Annotated in this window: 2 protein-coding genes and 3 tRNA genes; all 5 read right to left on the reverse strand. The window is 67.9% G+C overall.

Going from position 1 to position 2745, the window contains the following annotated elements:
* Positions 1-246: 246 nt before the first annotated feature.
* Positions 247-323 (reverse strand) — tRNA-Arg (locus tag QRO91_RS22210).
* Positions 324-355: 32 nt separating this feature from the next.
* Positions 356-432, reverse strand: a tRNA-Arg gene (locus QRO91_RS22215).
* A 69-nt stretch (positions 433-501) separates the two neighbouring features.
* Positions 502-578, reverse strand: a tRNA-Arg gene (locus tag QRO91_RS22220).
* Positions 569-1495, reverse strand: coding sequence for an alpha/beta fold hydrolase (locus QRO91_RS22225; RefSeq protein WP_049426725.1), 927 nt, complete (start codon positions 1493-1495; stop codon positions 569-571). The genes QRO91_RS22220 and QRO91_RS22225 overlap by 10 nt, the downstream gene beginning before the upstream one ends.
* On the reverse strand, positions 1492-2301 hold the full coding sequence (gene thiD / locus QRO91_RS22230) for a bifunctional hydroxymethylpyrimidine kinase/phosphomethylpyrimidine kinase (protein ID WP_100443620.1): 810 nt from the start codon (positions 2299-2301) through the stop codon (positions 1492-1494). The genes QRO91_RS22225 and thiD overlap by 4 nt, the downstream gene beginning before the upstream one ends.
* Positions 2302-2745: the final 444 nt, after the last annotated feature.

Here is a 2745-nt window from a genome sequence, read left to right on the forward strand (position 1 = left end):
AGCGCGCAAGTGCGCCGCGCGCCCCCCCGCCGCCCCCCCGCCGCCGCGCCCCCCCCCCCCCCCCCCCCCCCCCGCGGGGGGGGGGGCCCCCCCCCCCCCCCCCCCCCCCCCCCCCCCCCCCACCATCCCTCGGAATGCCAGCTGTTGCTGTTGCTCCGGCCGTGGCTTCGGCAGGTGCAGGGCGCAGCCCTGCCGAAAAACACACATAAAAAAAACAGCAGGCCGAGGCCTGCTGTTTCGGTGTAATGGTGCGCCCGGAGAGATTCGAACTCCCGACCGCCTGGTTCGTAGCCAGGTACTCTATCCAACTGAGCTACGGGCGCCAATTACATAAACTTGTTGTGTTGACTGTGTATGGTGCGCCCGGAGAGATTCGAACTCCCGACCGCCTGGTTCGTAGCCAGGTACTCTATCCAACTGAGCTACGGGCGCGCGGTACACAATCAATTTACTACTTAATTTTACTTCATTTCCAGCGGCGGATGCTGGAAACCTGTCGAGTGGTGCGCCCGGAGAGATTCGAACTCCCGACCGCCTGGTTCGTAGCCAGGTACTCTATCCAACTGAGCTACGGGCGCCCTGCGACAGGAGCGGAATTATGCGGATGTCGGCGCGCACCGTCAACAGTTTTGTGAAAATTTTCATCCAACTGAATGAAAAAGCTGTCAGCCACGGCGTCCGGGGCCTTCAGCCAGGCGAAGTGATCGGCGTGCGTACCCAGTTCCTGCGCGGACAGCACGCGCAGCTGCGCGACCACATTCGGCAGTTTCGCCAGCAGCGTGCGCATCGATCCGGTCGGTGCCAGCCAGTCATGTTCCATCAGCACCGCCTGCGCGCTGCCATGCACGCGCGCCATCTGCGCGTCGAGGTCTTCGTCCATGCCGACCGCGGCGTAATGGTTGTTCAGGCCGACGCGCGCCCAGTCGGCGATCAGGCCGCGCGCCTCGGTACCGCCGAAGCCAAGGCGACGACCATGCAGGACGCCCTGGCGTTGCGCGATCCACGGCAGGAAGCGGTAGACCAGCGGCAACAGCCAGCCCCGCGGTGGCGGGAAGCTGCGCCAGAACGGTGAGCCGCTGGCGGCCAGCCATAGCCGGTTGAAGTGCTGCGGATTGCGGCCTGCGTGCACGCAGGCCAGCTGCCCGCCGAGGCTGTGGCCGCCGATGATCCAGGGCAGGGCGCCAGCCTCGTCATCCGCTGCAGCCAGAACGGCCTGGCTGCCCGGCAGATCCTGTTCGAGTACTTCCCGATAGCCCCAGTCCCGCGTGCGCGATGGCCGCAGCGAACTGCTGCCGTTGCCGCGCCACTCATGCAGGTAGACCGCCACGCCCTTCGCCGCCAGTGCCTGCGCCAGCGGCAGGTAGTGGCGCGCAGCCACGCCCAGCGCGGGCAGCCACAGCAGGCGCGCGATGGGCTGTGCGGGCACGCAGGCGATCACTTCGTAGCGATGGCCGTCGTTGCACTGCACGGCGAGGATGCGCGGCGTCAGGCTCATGCGTGCGGTGCCGCGCCGAAATGGTCGAGCACCAGCACTTCGCTGCGGCCCGGCGCATAGCCTTGCTGCAGCCCACGTGCGATGTAGTCGATGCCGGCTTCGCAGGCATTGGCCAGGCTCAGGCCATTGCACAGCTGCGCGGCGATGGCCGAGGCCAGCGTGCAGCCGGTACCGTGCGCATCCAGTGGCAGGCGCGCATGGATGAATTCTTCGCTGCTGACGCCGTCGAAATAGCGGTCGATCACGCGATTGCCTTCCTGCAGGTGGCCGCCTTTCAGCAGCACCGCGCCCGCACCAAGATCGAGCAGGGCGGAGGCCGCCTGCTCGGCGTCTTCGCCGTTGCTGATCTTCCGGCCGACCAGCAGTTCTGCTTCCGGCGTGTTGGGGGTGATCAGCGTGGCCAGCGGGATCAGGCGCTCACGCATGGCCTGCAATGCGCTGTCTTCCAGCAGGCGTGCGCCGCTCGTGGCGACCATCACTGGGTCCAGCACCACGTGGGGCGGACGATGCTTCTCCAGTGCGTCGGCGACGGCGTTGATCACTTCGGCGTTGGCCAGCATGCCGAGCTTCACCGCGTGGATGTCGAAGTCGTCGAAGCAGGCGTCCAGCTGTGCACGCAGGAAGTCGATCGGTGGCACATGCACGGCGGTCACGCCGCGGGTGTTCTGTGCGGTCAGCGCGGCGATCGCCGAAAGGCCGTGCACGCGATGTGCGGCGAAGGCCTTCAGGTCGGCCTGGATGCCGGCGCCGCCGCCGGAGTCGGAGCCGGCGATGGTGAGGGCGGAAACGGGAGTGGTCGGGCTCATCAGGCGATTGTGCCGTGGGGGGGGGGGGGGGGGGGGGGGGGCGCCCCCCCCCGCCCCCCCCCCCCCCCCCCCCCCCCCCCCCCCCACCCCGCCTTCGACAGTTTCCTGCGATCTGTCGGTAGATCCACGCCATGTGTGGATAACGTGGAAATGATCGAATTGTTCGTGTAGAGCCGAGCCATGCTCGGCTCAGAGCGAAGCGACCCGCTTTTGCTTTTGATCTTTTGATTCCTTTCCGTGGCTGGCACGCGCAGGGAATTGTCAGGGGCCGGTCGGGATGGGCTGCGCAGGACCGTTGGGGGCCCGGCGGGGGGGCCCGCCCCCCCCCCCCCCCGGGTTTGGGGGGTTCGGGCGCCCCCCCCCCCCCCCCGCCCCCCCAAATAAACACCCTTTTTTGCCGCCACCCCCCCCCCCCCCGCGCCCCCCCCTGGGTTGTAACCCACA

It is taken from the genome of Stenotrophomonas maltophilia group sp. Smal32, assembly GCF_030237085.1.
GTDB classification, from domain to species: Bacteria; Pseudomonadota; Gammaproteobacteria; order Xanthomonadales; family Xanthomonadaceae; genus Stenotrophomonas; species Stenotrophomonas maltophilia_Q.

Bases quoted from the DNA above. Each gene is read 5' to 3' on its own strand.
- QRO91_RS22225 (WP_049426725.1), bottom strand. From the start codon at position 1,495: ATGAGCCTGACGCCGCGCATCCTCGCCGTGCAGTGCAACGACGGCCAT.
- thiD (WP_100443620.1), bottom strand. From the start codon at position 2,301: ATGAGCCCGACCACTCCCGTTTCCGCCCTCACCATCGCCGGCTCCGAC.